The organism is Brevibacillus sp. MER 51, assembly GCF_023714195.1.
Taxonomy (GTDB): domain Bacteria; phylum Bacillota; class Bacilli; order Brevibacillales; family Brevibacillaceae; genus Brevibacillus.
In genome coordinates, this window is the sequence record NZ_JAMAUS010000007.1 from 125,301 (window position 1) to 141,337 (window position 16,037).

Consider the following 16,037-nt stretch of genomic DNA (forward strand, 5'->3'; position numbering starts at 1 on the left):
AAATTTTTAATGAGTATAGAGAACATGATTCGCCGAATTCAAGATATTATGCGTCAAGATAGCGGTGTTGATGGAGATGCACAAAGGATTGCTCAATTGGTTTGGTTGCTGTTCTTAAAAATTTATGATGCAAAAGAAGAATATTGGGAGTTTTATGAGGAAGCCTATCAATCAATTATTCCTGAAGAGCTTCGTTGGCGTAACTGGGCTGTCGATAAAAAGGATGGACAAGCATTAACTGGTCAAGCTTTGTTAGATTTTATCAACAATAAGTTATTCACTACACTAAAAGAGTTGCCTATCGATGAAACAACAGACAAGAGGAGTGCTATCGTTAAGCATGTATTTGAAGATGCATATAACTACATGAAAAATGGTACGCTGATTCGCCAAGTCATTAATATTATGAATGAAGTGGATTTTACCGAATCAGGTGAACGACATGCATTTAATGATGTTTATGAAGTCATCTTAAAGGATCTACAATCAGCGGGAAACAGCGGGGAATATTATACACCACGACCAGTAACAGACTTCATTGTTGAAATGCTCAATCCAAAACTCGGTGAGAAAATAGCCGATTATGCATGTGGAACTGGGGGATTTTTGATTTCTTCCCTTAAATATCTGGAGAAACAGGTGAAAACCCCTGAAGACAAGGAATTGATGCAACAAAATGTGTATGGTATCGAGAAGAAGCCACTACCATACCTATTGGCTGTCACCAATATGATTCTTCATGACATAGATAGTCCTGGGGTAAGGCATGATAACTCACTCAATACTTCAGTAAGGGAATTCAAAGATGAGGACCGAGCAGATGTAATTGTGATGAATCCTCCGTATGGTGGGATTGAGGAGGAAGCAGTAAAGATAAATTTCCCTGTTGAGATGCAGTCATCGGAAACTGCTGATTTGTTCATGGCACTTATCCTATATCGTTTGAAAAGAAATGGTCGAGTCGGAGTAGTATTGCCTGACGGATTCCTGTTTGGTACTGATAATGCTAAAGTAGCTATTAAAAGGAAACTACTGGAGGAATGCAATCTTCATACGATTGTACGGCTTCCTGCTGGTGTTTTTGCTCCGTACACAAGTATTACCACTAACCTTCTGTTTTTTGAAAAAACGGGCAGAACAAAAGAAGTTTGGTACTATGAACATCAAGTTGGTTATGGCACGAAGAATTACACTAAGACGAAACAAATTCGTTTGAGTGATTTTGCACCTGAGCGTTTATGGTGGACCCAAAGGGCAGAGAGCGAACATGCTTGGAAGGTAAACATCGAGGCAATAGTAAACAACAACTATAATATGGATATTAAGAACCCTGCAAAAGACCAAGCAAAACAATTTCAGAGTTCGGATGAATTGCTTAATCAGTTAAAGGATTCAATTGAAAAAACCGCCTCTCTTTTAAAGAGAATGGAGCAATTGGTTAGCAACGCTAATGATTTGAGGTGACAGCATGAGTGTATCAGTAGATAAAGATTTGCTTCAAATGACAGCGAAAGAGCTATTGGCTTTTATCAAATCAGTAAAAGAGCGTATGGTTAAGGAGGGGCAAATTCGGCGACGAACAGAATTACCATCAATTGCAGATGAAGAAAAGCCTTATGATCTACCCCAAAATTGGGAATGGGTTAGGTTGGGGGACGTGGGGCAAATTGTTGGTGGTGGTACTCCTAAAACAAATATTGAGGACTATTGGCAAACAGGTGAAGGGGGCATACCTTGGCTTACCCCTGCTGATTTAACTGATTATAAAGATACGTACATTTCTAGTGGCAGAAGAAGTATAACTGAGTCGGGCCTCCGAAATAGTTCAACACAATTACTGCCGAAAGGATCAGTATTATTCTCAAGTCGAGCTCCTATTGGGTATGTAGCAATAGCGTCAACGAATTTATGTACGAATCAGGGATTCAAATCGGTTGTCCCATACTGTAAGGAAACAAATAAATATTTATATTGGTGCTTGAAGTATAAAGCGAAAGAAATTAATGAAAATGCATCAGGTACAACTTTCAAAGAAGTTTCTGGTTCAGATATGGAAGCTCAGATTATTCCATTACCGCCACTTGCAGAACAACAACGTATTGTTAAAATACTTGATCAGCTTTCAGATATTAAATCAAGCCTTGTTGAAGAGTCTAATGAGTCCCTTCGTATCATATCTGAATACCGCTCTATAATTCTTCAAGATGGAATTCAGGGTAAACTCTTGCCACAGATTGAAAGTGACGAGCCTACTTCAGTTTTGTGGGAGAAGTGTATTGAACAAAAAGATTCTATAGTAAATAAAAAGGCTCGTAATATTGAAGAGTTGCCTCAAATCACTGATGATGAGCATCCATATAAATTACCAAGTGGTTGGTCATTTCTGAGATTAGGGGAAGTAGTAAACTTTATTGGCGGGCAACAACCTGAAAAAAGTACATTTCGGTATGAGGAAGCAGAGGGATACATCCGACTAATTCAGATTCGTGATTATAAATCGGATTCTTTCAAAACTTTTGTCCCAATTGAAAAAGCACGTAAGTTTTGTACTAAAGATGATGTGATGATCGGAAGGTATGGTCCTCCAATTTTTCAAATACTTCGTGGATTAGAAGGTGCCTATAATGTTGCATTGATTAAAGCTGAGCCTAGATACAGTATTCTTTCAAAGGAGTATTTATATTTTTTATTGAAGAATCGGGTACTATTAGAGTTGTTGGAGAGTCTGTCACAACGAACAGCAGGGCAAGATGGCATTGACATGAAAACACTAAAAAGCTTTGTTGTAGGAATTCCTCCAGTTGCGGAACAAGAAAGAATTGTTTCGAAATTGGTTGATATTATGGAGATTCTTGATTCAATTGAGAGTGAACTTTTAAAATCAAAAGAAACTGCAGAAAAACTGTACGAATCCTTACTCAGAGAAACTTTCAATCCTCTTGATAAGGTTTAATAGCATATTTAAAAAAGAGCAACAGGCATCATTTTTGATGTCGATTGCTCTTTTATTTAAGTGAATTTATTGAATTTCAATTTTAAGCGGAAAAGCTATCTTCTACAATTTTCAATACAGAGTAAGGGCTGGTTTAATTAACAATTTTAATACTATTTTGTTAATGAGATTTGTGCATTATAAGGATCTCTTTTTTCTAATTGACAATGGACCTTTTATTTGGTTACTACAAAACATTACCTTTAAATGGGGACGGGGAGCCCTATCATAAGTAACGGCAGGTATTTACAAGCATTAACAAAGTAGTTGCCTTGAAATAATGTTCGTAATGATTAGATTTATATATTTAACTGGGTGGGTATGTTTAAAGGTATTAACTTTGTTTAATAATATTGGCGGTGTCAGTAATCGCGGTTGGGCACGGTATCTCGTCCAAGCACTTATATAAATTAAAAGTGAACACTGATTGATGGAGGAATCGATATGACGCCCAACTCGGAAAGTAAAGAGTTAGTAATAACGCGTGAAATTCATGCGCCACGCGAACTTGTATTCCAAGTATGGTCTGAAGCAGAGCACCTGAAGCACTGGTGGGGGCCGAAAGGGTTTGAAATAAGTGTAAAGCATCTCGATTTTCGTGAGGGCGGATTTTTCCACTACAGCATGCAAGCTCCTGATGGCAGTCGAATGTGGGGTAAATTTGTGTACCAGGAGATCAAGGCTCCCGAGAAGATTGTCTGGATCAACTGCTTTTCAGATGAGGCAGGAAACATTGTCAGGTCTCCATTCAGTGATTTGATCCCGCTCGAAATTCGCAATGAGGTAACATTGCGCGATAATAATGGTACAACCGAAATAACCCTATGCAGCCAAGCGATCAATGCTACTGAAGAAGAGCGCAGCTTCTTTGAGGGGATGTTCGATTCTATGAAGCAGGGCTTCGGAGGAACTTTTGATCAGCTTGAACAATATTTGTCGGAGGAAAAAAACTAGCCAAAGCGTCCAATAGGATGTCTTTTTTTGTCCAAAGTTCCGTGAGCAGAAAAGATATCTTTACACTTGCCGTTATCCGCTATTTGAACATTAGCGGGTGCGGCATTTTTATTGTCCTCATATGACGAGAGTGATAATCGTTATCAATAATGGTAAAATAAACAAGAGCCCTCACCCTCATCTGCTTCTGATCAAGAAGCTGCACAGGATGTACAACGATCGATCTTACGTATTACTGGCAAACGACTATTGAAATGAGGTATGCAACGTGAAAATCGACGTTAATCAGTTAGCGGAGCATTTGGCACACATTCCTTTTCAGGTAGAAGGAGTATATCGATATGCGAAAAATCCAGGTGTACCTTACGCTGAATATACGGATTCTTTTCCTGGATTTGTGTTTCCACTTACAGGGAAGGTACAATTTCAATTTAATGGAACGCCTTATATCTTTTCGCCAGGAAAAGTTGTGCATGGCGGTGCAAGAATGAAACTAGCTCAAAAAATGTTCGGTAACACAAACTGGGAATATATCCTTGTTTTATACCGGATATATAACTCAGAACTAGAAGAGACAAGCTTTTCCCATCAGCATTTTGAATTATCAACGGGTCAATCTCCTCGTCTGATTGAATTAATTATGCGTCTTTGGCATGTGTATAATCAGCCTGGTGGCATTTCGATGTTTCAGACCGAAATGCTGTTTCGTGATGTACTGAATGAAACCTTATTATGTGTTGTGAATAGGCAGAATAGCTGTGAATCACAAACTTTGTTCGAACGGGTATCTCATTATATTCATGAATACTATGATCAAAGCCTTACAATAGCATCGCTTGCAGAACAATATAACGTGAATCGAAATCGACTGTCTTATGTATTTAGAAGACATGCAGGTATGGGACCAGCGGAATACATATTAAAACATCGTATAAACATGGCGCAAGAAATGCTATTTACAAGTGAAGCGTCTGTACAACAAATTGCGCAAACGGTTGGAATTGCTGACCCGTTTTATTTTAGTAGAGTGTTCAAGAAACAACTTGGTATCTCTCCTACTGAATATCGAGAGAAGTTCATCAATAATCCATGTTAATTTCAACAGGCATCCATTCTCATCTGAAAATTCCTTTTCTATACTAATGGCAAACGAAAGATAACATGATGTTGGAGGAATTTTCGTATGCAAAAGATGAAAGGCCTGCTAATCTCCATGTTATTAGTAGCAGGCATAATGGCAGGTTGTAATGAAACACCTGCTGAAAATAAAGGATCAACGACAGAAGGCGCATCTACAACAGCAGGTAAGGTAGATACAACTGAATGGCCAAGAACATTTAAGGATGCCTTAGGTAAAGAAATTGTTATTGAGAAAAAACCAGAGAATATTGCTTCATTATGGTATTTTTATCCTGAAATACTAGTTGCATTAGGTGAGTCGCCTGCTGCTTCTACTGAAAAAGAGTATCTATCTTCTTTAACCTATTTAAAAGGAAAGCTGGATTCTGCTGATGAATTAGGAGAAAAATTATCACCTAATATTGAAAAAATCCTATCGATGGAGCCTGACATTATTTTAGCAACTGAGAATCATGAAAAAATGTATGATTCACTAGGAAAGATTGCGCCAGTCATTACGTTAAAATCCAAGGACATCTATGACGATTGGCAATATGGACTCCGAACAGTAGCCGAGATTATTGGAAAAGAAGATGAAGCGGAAAAAGTCATTGATAAAATGATGAAAGAAATCATAACTGGGCGCGAAGCATTAAAATCGATTGAAGGAGAGTCAGTAGCCCTTATATTGTCGTGGGATGGAAAAACGTTTAATGTCCTGGGTGAAGGAAATCCGGTCTATATACTTGCGTTTGATAAAGAGAAGGGACTGGGACTTACACCAGACCATATATTTAAAGGTACGACTAATAAATTTACTACGTTTGAAGGAATATCAACGGTTGAAGCAGACCATATTTTCCTTATCGGTGACATTACCAAAAAGGAAAAATTAATGAATGACTTAAAACAAAGCAATGTGTGGAATAATCTCAATGCCGTTAAGAAAGGAAATGTTCATTTAATGGATACGTCCGCTATTACTGGTGGCCCATTAGCTATCGAATACGCTTTACAAAATATAACAAGTGCCTTGCGTAAGCTCTAAAAAGTCGAGAAAAATGAGGAGGGATTCACATGCATTACCAAGCTATTAATCTGAATGAGAAGCTATCTACATTCAACGATCTCTGGTCTCCGAAAGTCGTTGCTGAAATAAATGACTATCAATTTAAGCTCATTAAGATTGCTGGGGATTTTATGTGGCACGGGCATCAAGGGACGGATAAGGTATTTATTGTGCTCGAAGGAGAGATGTTCATTGCTTTTCGTGATGGACAAGTGAAAATTTCCAAGGGTGAGATGTTTATTGTCCCGGGGGGAGCCGATCATAAGCCTTTCGCCGAAAAGGAATGCCATATCATGTTGGTGGAGCCTAGAGGCGTAATAAATACTGGCGGTACTGAGTCCGAATGAACAGCAGCCAATGCGAAAACGCTATTCATAGACACACAGCTAAAACTACTTTTGCTGGAATGAGAAGCTCTGTGGCAGCTCCTTCTTACTTTTCGCCGATAGATCCGTTAAGGTGAGCCTTATCATATGTCAGATAAACTAAAGGGAGAACGGCCATATGGCCTTCTCCCTTTTGCTATTGAGCTTTAGCCAACCCAAGGCAGAGGTATACAATTCCAACAAAGTTTCCCATTCTCATAGTATGATTATATTGAGCTAAGATCGAACACGCAAAAGGGCGGGAGACAATGAACGAATTACAAAAAAAAGCGCTGGAAGAGATGAAAACGGCGATTCATAAATGGTTTGATGAACAAGAGAATCGAAAGAACGCAGAAGAACTGGTCTTACGCACCACGCTGCAAGTAGGCATCTTTAACTTTATCCAGCTGGATTATCGGCCGGGCAGGACTAGGGTTGAAAGCTCGAAATCTGCGGGGAGTGCCGCAGGCAAAAAGTCGATGAAAGCTTCACCCTTTACGCGGGAGCAGATATTGCATGAAGTTCAGCCCCTGTTAGCGGAAATCGTAAGGGAGAGGCTGGACAAGCTGGAAACGTCGCCGTTGATCAACTACCGTTTTACCTTCCAAGGAACCTTCGCAACGATGGACGGGCTGGTGGAATTAACGGTGCTGGAAACTGTATATGAAGAGAAAAAGCGGCAGCTTCTGGAGCGAATTCAGTCCTATATGGAGGAAAAACTGGAGAAGGGCTCTAACCCGACAAACAGGCTGGAAACCTTCTTTTTGGCGCGTCATCTGCTTGATCCGCACTTATTCCCCGAACCGGAAGCAGCAAAGACGATCGCTTTATTTGACCGGATTCAGGAGTTGAATAAAGAACAGGTTGAGGCTCTCGCGGAGCATCGAAGGGATATTATTAGGGCTTTGACCGACTGGGCCGAGAATGTATTTTTGCCCCGTTACTATGACGTCACCCGTTCCGAATACAGGACCAATGAGTATGTGATCAAGCCGGATGCCGTTTTTGAGGATAAGGATGAACCGAATCAGCCTATCGACCTTCTGTTGTACGGAGCGGTGATGATTATTCGTTACGAGCCGGATTTCAACAAAAACAAGGGCCAGACTTTTCTGGAGCTGGCGAAGCAGCTTGGCAGCGGTAAAGCCGCGCGTATGCTGAAGAATGGCAGCGATAGCTTCTCACAAGAAGACGTCCATATGCGCCATGAATTGGTCGAATGCAAAGCGAACGATGTTTTTTCCCTTTTCACAATCGTTATTCGCAAGGAAGAAGCCGGGGCATACGAGCGGGCGATTTCGTTTATTCTCTCCCTGCTCCGAAAGGACTTCCCGAAAAGCTACAAAATCAAGTTAAAATCCAGCGTTAAGGAATATTTGCCCATCAAGGGGCTAGCCAAATCGGACACGCACCGTTTTTTTGCGAATGCTTTGGCTTATCCCGAGCTGCATCCTTTATTGGAGGAATATGCTCGTGAGGCGATGGAAGAGTTTGAATGGTACGAGGATACGGAAAGCGAAAAAAGCGTAATGCCGGGCAGCTATGCTGTGTTCGGGCTGGGGCTTTCGTCCGAGCGGTATTTTCCGCTTGTTGAAGCTTACATGGACCTAGTGGATGATGAGCATCAGCTGGTGCATGACAAGTTCACAGCCGTCTTCGCCGAAACCTATGGCATAACGGAACGCTCGACTCCCACCTTGATCGCCTGCCTGTTGCGCTCCCACGATTCGCTAAAGCTGAAGATTCAACCGGAGCTGGAAAGCGAAGACAAGCTGTCGCTATTCGTACAGCAAATAGAGACTCTGTCAGATGACGAGGCCGAGCGGGTACTGTACCCGATCTGGGGCAAGGTCGAGAAGCTGGCTGCATTGGCTCGAAAGGCGCAGGGACCGCGCAAGGAGCTGATCATTCGTCTGCAAAAGGCAGCGGGTATAGCCTGACGGTAGCTCGGTAAAAGCGGCATTGATAACATGCTTTTGAGTGAAACGATCTTATTTTCAAATTACAATGCTTATAAGAAAGTGGGAGAAAAACATGTACATAAGCAAATGGTGGGGAGATTTAATTGGCAGTTCCGATGATTCGCTGGCATTAATAGATTATTTGGAACAATTGGACTCAACCCATGTGACGCTCAATCAGATTTTAAAGGACTTGGGTCTGGATGTTCTGCTTTCCGAGGGAGACCTAAAAAGCGGCGGAAGTATTGGATTTGATATAAAAAATGCTAACGGCACGTTTCGAGCAGAACTTGATATTGCCTGCTCGGCTTTAATCGATCTTTCAGCCATTGTGTTGGAGTCTCAAAAATCAGGCTATGTCGATTTGCATGATTTGGATGAGGATAGGCAGCCGCGCAAACTTTATATAGATGCCTCCGAAGAAAAAAGGAACCTGGTTCGGGATGAATTGTACAAGTTTTCCCGTGATCCGCTGGCTTACGAATTAGCCGAGCTTGTTCCGGCCGATGATATGAGGGAGCTTGCGGAAAAGGCAAAAATGTTCGCAGATGAGCTGGCACCGTTAAGCTGAACCATACCACAAGTAACGGCAAAATTTTTGATACAGCGGCTTCAAATCGCACAGGATAGGAGAGAGTGACGGTGAAACTTTCAGATTCCACCCATACCGAAATTACCGTGTTGTGTAAACAAGGCGATGATTTGGTGAGAGCAGGCAATCTTGAGGAGGGCAAGAATAAGTACGTCGCGGCCCTGCGATTATTGCCGGAAAATCATCGAGAATGGAAGGCCGCAACGTGGATATATGTGGCTATTGGGGATGTCCATTTTCAAATGAAGAATTACGATAAAGCATTCAAGTGTTTCTTTAATGCTGTACAGTGTCCGGAGGGGTTGGGGAATCCCTACATTCATCTGCGACTAGGGCAGTTGTATTACGAGCAGGAAAACCTTGAAAAAGCAGCAGATGAATTGACCCGGGCTTACATGGGTGCCGGGATTGCGATCTTTATGGAAGATGACCCAAAGTACCTTGAGTTTCTGGAGACAAAAATACAGATTTGAAGTTCCTGGATTAGAAAGGAGCCGCACCACAAGAGAATGGATCATCCCTATGTAATCTTACCTGAAGAACAAGCGCCCAATGGTATAGAGCATTGTGAGATTTGCGAACTATCCAAGCAGCGGAATCATGTCATCTGGGGTGAAGGAAATCCGAAGGCTCCACTTATGATGATTCTGGATAATCCCGGAGCACGGGAGGATCGGGAAGGAAATTCAACACGGCAGGATATAGTTGACGAATTGCCGTATCACAAGCAAAGGAAAGTTTTTACCGTTGTATTCAAAAAGGCCCCATAGTAGCAAGGGGCCTTAGCGTTGTTTATTCACATTACTGCTTTTTGGAACCAAACGTGCCTACTTCGTCTTCGTCCTATCAGAAGTTCTCTAAAACAATTTTTCCAATGGCCCGTCCAGATTCCAGCTTCTCATGCGCGAGACGCAGGTTTGCAGCATTGATCGGCTCCAGTCGTTCAGTCAGCGTAGTTTTTATTTTTCCATCATCGATGAAGTCTGCCAGTTCATTTAACAATTCGTGTTGTTTGATCATGTCATTGGTTTGAAGCAAGGACCGTGTAAACATGAACTCCCATACAAACGTTACACTTTTAGAAAACAGCAAGTCCATTTTCAGGCTCCCTGCCCAGGTAGCCTTATTTGTAGGAACGATTGAGCAAATTTTACCTTGGGGGACAATGACTTCCGCCATATTTTCAAGATGTTGAACAGTATCATTCAAGCAAAAGATATAATCTACGGCGTCAATACCAACTTCTTTGAGTTGAGGGAGAAACGGGTTGTTGTGGTTTATGATAAAATCTGCGCCGAGACCTTTAGCCCATTGAATTGACTCTGGACGTGAAGCAGTGCCGATGACGGTCAAACCTGCTAATTTTGCAAGTTGAATAGCAATCGATCCTACTCCTCCAGCTGCACCGATAATCAGTATGCTTTTGTTTTCACCTGTATTATTTAGGCTAATTCCTAAGCGATCAAAAAGGCCCTCCCATGCAGTTATCGAAGTAAGTGGTAATGCGGCGGCGGCAGCGAAATCCAAGCTTCGCGGCATATTTCCCACAATTCGTTCATCAACTAAGTGGAATTCACTGTTGCTGCCTGGTCGAGACACACTGCCCGCATAATAGATTTTGTCCCCAGGTTTAAACAATTGGCAGTCAGGACCGACTTGTTCTACGATTCCAGCGGCATCCCAACCAAGAATTTTCGGTGAATCGGCTTCGTAGTTATGACTTTCGCGGACGCCTACGTCTGCTGGGTTGACGGAGATTGCTTTTACCCGTACAAGCAAATCGCGGCCTGTAGGTTCCGGTTTATCCAAGTGCAGATCAACAAGGCTTTCCGGATTGGATATAGGGAGGTACTGGTAAGCACCGACAGCTTTCATCTTTTGGTGAGTATTCATGTGTATTCATCCTCTCAAATAGGAAATGTTGTATAGTTGCATTGTAAATCGATTCAATTACTTTAAGTAAGTACGCATATTTTTATGGTATAGTATTAAAAATCAAACCATTGGGGGATAAGCTGATGGGAGACCGAAGAAAGAAATATGGAGCAAGTCCAGATATGCAAGCATGTCCGGTTGAAACAACGCTGGATGTTATTGGTGGAAAGTGGAAGGGGATCATTCTCTATCAGCTCCTGAACGGAACGAAAAGATTCAATGAATTCAGGCGCCTCAATCCGGGAATCACGCAGTTTATGCTCACATTGCAGTTAAGAGAGCTTGAACGGGATGGCATTATCCATCGCGAAATATATAAAGAGGTTCCTCCAAGAGTGGAATACTCCCTTACTGATTTCGGAAGGACTCTGGAACCAGTCATTATGTCAATGAAAGTATGGGGCGAGTCCTATAAAGACCGGCTTAATGAAAATTCAGCGATACAAGAGGAAGAGAGTGAAAGGCAAGTTGAGCAGTAACCGAAGAGCGGGAATGTTTGAGTAAAAGTTCAGGGAGGGAATAGTTTAGAAAATAGGTAGAATATTAAAGTGGGGAACATGATGAAAGCGATCTTAATCGACGATGAAGAGTTGGCACTAAATTATTTGGAGCATCAGTTATTAAATATCGGCGATTTTGAAATTGTTGGCAAGTTTACAGATCCGATGATTGGTAAACGTGAGATTGAAAAAAATGAGATTGATATTGTCTTTTTGGATATTCAAATACCAAAGCTAAACGGTATCGAGTTGGCCGAACAGCTTTTGGAAGTGAAACCTCAATTACAAATTGTCTTCGTCTCCGCATATGAGAGATATGCGATTAAAGCATTTGAACTGAACGCCCTTGACTATGTCTTAAAGCCAGTTGGCAAGCAACGTCTGCAAAATACAATGAAACGAATTCAATTGATGATGGAGGAACAGGCGACCTTCTCCCTTCAGAAATCGGAGAATTTACAAATGACTCTGTTTCAACAAGTAACAATTGTAGATGGAGGCCAGGAAATTCCACTTCGTTGGCGAACCGCCAAGGTGCAGCAGTTGTTTTTATATTTGGTTCAACACAGGGGAACAGCGGTTAATAAAACGGCGATCATTGAGTTGCTTTGGCCAGAGCTTGAACCGGAAAAAGCCTATCATCAATTGTATACAGCTATCTATCATATTCGCAAAACGATGGCGCCATTTAGTAAATATTTTCAAATCAGCAATACATCAGAAGGGTATAAGGTAAGACTAGAACAAACCATCTTGGATGTGGATCAGTTTGAGCGTTTTTTTCGTTCTGACTTAACCTTATCTGCGGAGACGATTGGCGAATATGAACAAGCCATAGCTCTGTGTAAAGGAGATTATTTGCAAGAGCATCATTACATATGGGCAGAAAGCGAGCGTCAAAGATTACAGCTGCAATGGGTGCAAACCGCCGTGAAAATGGTGGATTGGTATTACGCCAATGATGAATGGGACAAAGCCATCACGCTATGTTTGGACATTTGTCAGCGTTATCCGCTCGAGGAAGAAGCTTATTTTTTCCTTATGAAAATATTTGCTGACATGGGAAGGCACTCTTCCGTTCACAAGCAATATGATCAATTAACGAGTGTGTTATGGAACGAATTGCAAGAACAGCCTAATCGGGCTATTACAGAATGGTATGAACTTTGGAAGCAGAAAAATAAGGAATAAACCAAGTGGCTTATTCCTTATTTCGGGATTCTAAAAGTGACGTTCGTACCTTGTTCAGGTGAGCTATCAATCATTAATCCCTGGTTATATAGTTGTTTTAGACGCCGTTCAATATTTCGCAGACCTACGCTTGCTCTTTTTTTGCCATGCCTTGTTTGGCTGAAAAGTTGATTCAGATCTTCTTCTGTTATCCCTTCCCCATCGTCTTGGATTGAAACTTCGAAATACTCCTCTTTGTCTTTGATGTGAATCCAGAGTGTTCCTCCACTTGTGCGTTGCATTAAGCCGTGTTTGATAGCATTTTCGACTAGTGGTTGTATGGATAAGGGCGGTAAGCAAAAATCAAGATCAGGGTCCAGATCCCATTCCACTTGCAATCGTTCGCCAAATCGTTGCTTCTCGATATACAAATAAGATCGAACGAGATCAAGTTCATTGTGAAGCGAAATAATGGGTTCAGAATTATGAAAGTCGAAGCTCAAACGCAAATAGTTGCTAAACTCATCAAGCAGTGCCTGCATTTTCGTGAAGTCCTGGAGTCCCAAGGCGGCAATTGAATTCAATGCGTTAAATAAAAAATGGGGTTCGATTTGTGATTGTAACCATGCTCCTTCCATACGCAAACGTTCATCGAAAGATATTTTAAACTCTGTTAAGGCTTTTACTCTCGCCTTTAATTCCCAAGCATCGACGGGTTTCTTAACATAGTCGTTCGCCCCTGCTTGAAAGCCGGCTACAATATCCTCGGAGCGATTGCGCGCGGTCAAGAGCAGGACAGGCAATTCTAAAACAGAGAATCGTTCCCGAATGATGCGTGTTAGTTCATAGCCGGATACGTGAGGCATCATGACGTCTGAGATGACCAGATCGACCGGGTTACGTTCCAGTATGGACAGGGCTTGCTGAGCGCTGGTTGCCGTGCTTACTTCGTATTGATCTGATTCAAGCATTTTGCTAAGGATGTTCAGGTTAATACTGTCGTCATCTACAACGATAATTTTTGCTTTTCTATTCATAGAAGAAACGGTTTCTGTCGGTGTCGTGATTCGATCCGTCGTTGCAGCGGCCATTTCTAGGGAAGTCTGCATCCATGTCTGAGCGCTGCTTTCTTCTATTGGAACGGAATCTGTAGCTAGTGGGAGAGTAAAAGTAAAGGCAGAGCCTTTTCCCAGGGTGGACTGAACCGATAGCGTACCGCCGTGCAGCTCGACCAACTGTTTGGAAATATGTAAACCAAGCCCGAATCCGCCACTTGCTCTGATTGAATTCAGTTCCGCTTGTTCATAAGGTTGAAAAATGGTTTGCAAAGCTTTTTCCTCGATACCAACCCCAGTATCCTCTACTTGGATATGCGCAAATCCGTTAGACGTTGTCGCGCGAATTGTGATGGTTCCTTCATCTGTAAATTTAATGGCGTTATGCACCAAATTGAAAAGAATTTGAATCAGCCGGTTTTCATCTCCCCGAACAGAAGGAAACGAATCGTCTATTTCCACTTTTAAAGCAATCGGCTTTCCGTCCAGCATCAGTTTCGCCATATCGAAAACACCAGCGAAGATAGACTGCAGGTTTAATTTTTTCTCATGCAGACGAATGGTGTTCTCTTTTAATCGGGTTACATCCAGCAGATCATCTAGCATGAGCGTCAGACGTCTACTGACATGCAGGAGAATATCCAGACGCTTTTTGTGTTCTTCATGAAGGGGATTGTTTGTATCCTCGATTATCGCTTGTGTGATATTGATGATGCCGTGTAATGGGTTTCTCAGTTCATGAGAAGTATTCACCAAAAATTCGTCCTTGCGCTTATCCTCTTGCTGTAATTTCTCAGCAAGATGTTTCGTCTCAGTTGTTGCCCGGAAAAATCGTCTAAACCAATATGCCGCAAAAGCAAGTACGGCAAAGATCAGGTTGAAGGGGTAGTGAATAAATTCTAAGCCTAATATGCCATAAGCAATCGTCCAGATCACATTCACCCCTACAAACAAGCAAGCTAGCAGGAGAAATATAATATCTTCCTTGTCCCGAATGGCTTTCCAGAGTATGTAGGCAGAAATAAGGACGGATAGGAGCATCACGACAGAGAGCATTCTGGTCACCGCTAGGATAGTTCCAGCAGGTACGAAGAGGATGAACATAGCGTATAAGCTGCACAAGCCACCGAAACCTTGTAAAATCCTTCTGTTCAGATAGGCAGGAAGTAGATGATGAAACAAGGCAGGTATGAAGGCGACTGCACCAACATAGACGAGATACGTCAACTTAACTGTCCAATCATAATTGAGTTGCAACCAGACAAATAACAACTTGTCATCGGCTGTTACCACAGTCAATATTCCACAAATCATGACCAAAGAGAAATATACCAAGCCTCTATTTCTGGCACCCAAGAAGTACAGGAGCAAGGCATATAAACTATGGATTAGAAACACGACGAGTAATAATAATTGCAAACTGATGGAGAGGGTCGTCCGCATCTGTACAGCATCTATCGTACCGAAGCGAATAGGTTTTGTGATTCCTCCTGCCCCGGCATCATTGGAAGCATGGATAACCAACTCTATTTGGCCTTGTTCTGGTGTCAGTTTGACGGTATAGGGAATATTGCGTGCTTGATGCTCTATGAAGCTGGTTGCCGGGTGTCCCACCTGGGAGACTAACTTCCCATTGGCATAGATGGCCGAGGCAGTTCGAAGCTCATTGATCCTGATCCCAAGTGTCTGTTCCTGTTCCGGATCAAGCAAGATGCGTAGTCGATATGTACCGAAGTGGAACGAGTCTGGTATACCTTCCTCCTCAACAAATGCTTCATCCCATCGATTGGGCACTTGGAGATATGTCTTTTCCTCAGGTTTCTTCAGATCGTTGCCCTCTATGAACTGAGAAGGGAAGAACTCCCACTCCCCATCCAACCGTAATGTTTGGTATCCCGAGAATTCCCACCCGCGTAAATCAAGCACCCCTTGTACAGCGACTGGTTTTTCAGCGTAGTCAAAGGTGGTGAGAAAACTCATCCAGAGTAAGCGGATGGCTGTCACCACTAGTAGAGCAACAACGATTATTTTCGTCCATTTCCAGGCGACTGTTTTCATTTCATTTTGTACCCTCAATTCGTAATAGTAGCAACCTCTTAATCCCCCAATTTGGATGCAAGTCATGCCTCTCTATGTCTTTGCCGTTTCTCAAATGATTACTTTTCGACAAGATTTTCAGGACACCTTTTAAAATTAATAATCGGGTGTTTATGGATTCATGGTGGATCAGGGGCTTTGAAGAGGTTTTGTAGAGGCGCCCCTGTTAAGATGGCAAATTAGGAGAAGTCTATTCATACACAAAATATCAAAAGCTGAGAGGAG

At 42.0% G+C, this 16,037-nt stretch carries 13 protein-coding genes and 1 pseudogene; 12 read left to right on the plus strand and 2 right to left on the minus strand.

The features are described 5' to 3' along the window. Positions 1–24 precede the first annotated feature (24 nt). The 10 genes and pseudogenes from M3630_RS16670 to M3630_RS16715 form a co-directional block, all read left to right on the plus strand. Positions 25–1,464, plus strand: coding sequence for a class I SAM-dependent DNA methyltransferase (locus M3630_RS16670; RefSeq protein WP_251252792.1), 1,440 nt, complete (start codon positions 25–27; stop codon positions 1,462–1,464). Positions 1,465–1,468: 4 nt separating this feature from the next. Continuing rightward, positions 1,469–2,953 (plus strand): restriction endonuclease subunit S, encoded by a 1,485-nt coding sequence (locus tag M3630_RS16675; protein WP_251252793.1) that lies wholly within the window; start codon positions 1,469–1,471, stop codon positions 2,951–2,953. 483 nt (positions 2,954–3,436) lie between these two features. After that, positions 3,437–3,946, plus strand: coding sequence for an SRPBCC family protein (locus M3630_RS16680; RefSeq protein WP_251252794.1), 510 nt, complete (start codon positions 3,437–3,439; stop codon positions 3,944–3,946). A 268-nt stretch (positions 3,947–4,214) separates the two neighbouring features. Continuing rightward, entirely contained in the window at positions 4,215–5,042 is an 828-nt protein-coding gene (locus M3630_RS16685) for a helix-turn-helix transcriptional regulator (RefSeq protein WP_232773722.1), read from the plus strand. An 87-nt stretch (positions 5,043–5,129) separates the two neighbouring features. Then, positions 5,130–6,113 carry an ABC transporter substrate-binding protein gene (locus tag M3630_RS16690; protein WP_251252795.1) on the plus strand — a complete coding sequence of 328 codons (984 nt, stop codon included), beginning with the start codon at positions 5,130–5,132 and terminating at the stop codon, positions 6,111–6,113. A 29-nt stretch (positions 6,114–6,142) separates the two neighbouring features. Beyond that, a complete protein-coding gene (locus M3630_RS16695; protein ID WP_047070248.1) occupies positions 6,143–6,481 on the plus strand; it encodes a cupin domain-containing protein in 339 nt (112 codons plus the stop codon). A gap of 287 nt (positions 6,482–6,768) precedes the next feature. Next, positions 6,769–8,442: a DUF6138 family protein gene (locus M3630_RS16700; protein ID WP_251252796.1), complete on the plus strand. Its 1,674-nt coding sequence runs from the start codon at positions 6,769–6,771 to the stop codon at positions 8,440–8,442. Positions 8,443–8,536: 94 nt separating this feature from the next. After that, positions 8,537–9,034, plus strand: coding sequence for an imm68 putative immunity domain-containing protein (locus M3630_RS16705; protein WP_251252797.1), 498 nt, complete (start codon positions 8,537–8,539; stop codon positions 9,032–9,034). A gap of 71 nt (positions 9,035–9,105) precedes the next feature. Further along, positions 9,106–9,528 carry a tetratricopeptide repeat protein gene (locus tag M3630_RS16710; RefSeq protein WP_251252798.1) on the plus strand — a complete coding sequence of 141 codons (423 nt, stop codon included), beginning with the start codon at positions 9,106–9,108 and terminating at the stop codon, positions 9,526–9,528. A 36-nt stretch (positions 9,529–9,564) separates the two neighbouring features. Beyond that, positions 9,565–9,744, plus strand: a pseudogene (locus tag M3630_RS16715) (uracil-DNA glycosylase); the annotation flags it as partial. 157 nt (positions 9,745–9,901) lie between these two features. On the opposite strand, the gene M3630_RS16720 reads toward M3630_RS16715, so the two are convergent. Then, positions 9,902–10,948, minus strand: coding sequence for a zinc-binding alcohol dehydrogenase family protein (locus M3630_RS16720; protein ID WP_251252799.1), 1,047 nt, complete (start codon positions 10,946–10,948; stop codon positions 9,902–9,904). 125 nt (positions 10,949–11,073) lie between these two features. Between M3630_RS16720 and M3630_RS16725 the strand changes: the two genes are divergently transcribed. Both M3630_RS16725 and M3630_RS16730 read left to right on the plus strand, forming a co-directional pair. Continuing rightward, positions 11,074–11,469, plus strand: a complete 396-nt coding sequence (locus tag M3630_RS16725) for a winged helix-turn-helix transcriptional regulator (RefSeq protein WP_251252800.1) — start codon at positions 11,074–11,076, stop codon at positions 11,467–11,469. Positions 11,470–11,547: 78 nt separating this feature from the next. Beyond that, a complete protein-coding gene (locus M3630_RS16730) occupies positions 11,548–12,681 on the plus strand; it encodes a response regulator (RefSeq protein ID WP_251252801.1) in 1,134 nt (377 codons plus the stop codon). 17 nt (positions 12,682–12,698) lie between these two features. On the opposite strand, the gene M3630_RS16735 is transcribed toward M3630_RS16730, so the two are convergent. After that, complete coding sequence (locus M3630_RS16735; RefSeq protein ID WP_251252802.1) at positions 12,699–15,773, minus strand: hybrid sensor histidine kinase/response regulator; 3,075 nt, start codon at positions 15,771–15,773, stop codon at positions 12,699–12,701. Positions 15,774–16,037: the final 264 nt, after the last annotated feature.